This window comes from Bacillus sp. AF62 (assembly GCF_050312695.1).
In the GTDB taxonomy this organism is placed as follows: Bacteria; Bacillota; Bacilli; order Bacillales; family Bacillaceae_G; genus Bacillus_A; species Bacillus_A cereus.
Map to the genome: position 1 here is coordinate 1 of NZ_JBNPJZ010000254.1, position 423 is coordinate 423.

Consider the following 423-nt stretch of genomic DNA (forward strand, 5'->3'; position numbering starts at 1 on the left):
ATGGTAATTGCCTACAGGTATGCCTTGCAGGCGTTTATAGAAGTGTATGAGTTAACAAAGCAGAAAGAGGTGACGCCATTTTGAATGCTTCTATTGCAGAATTAGAACAGGCATTATTTGTACGCCAACGGAAGTTAGCTGAACACAGGCGTGAATTAGAAAGGTTAATAGAAAAGAAGCCGATTGTGGAGAGAAATATTAGGGATACGGAAAGTGAGATTTTTGACCTGGAAGCTGCCGTTTTTGTTCTGAAAAATATGACGAAAGGGTGAATAGATTGGAAATCACCAACGGTGCTCAAATTACGAAAAGTAAAAAGGCGAAAATCATTATCTACTCCAAGCCGGGTAACGGAAAGACAACGGTCGCGGGATTGTTACCTGGAAAAACGTTAGTCCTGGATATTGATGGGACAAGCCAAGT

General features: G+C 41.1%; 1 protein-coding gene and 1 pseudogene. Both read left to right on the forward strand.

What is annotated here, in order from left to right:
* The first annotated feature begins 80 nt into the window (after nt 1–80).
* On the forward strand, nt 81–272 hold the full coding sequence (locus ACQRBL_RS32600; RefSeq protein ID WP_000994235.1) for a hypothetical protein: 192 nt from the start codon (nt 81–83) through the stop codon (nt 270–272).
* A 5-nt stretch (nt 273–277) separates the two neighbouring features.
* A pseudogene (locus ACQRBL_RS32605) lies at nt 278–423 on the forward strand (AAA family ATPase); the annotation flags it as partial.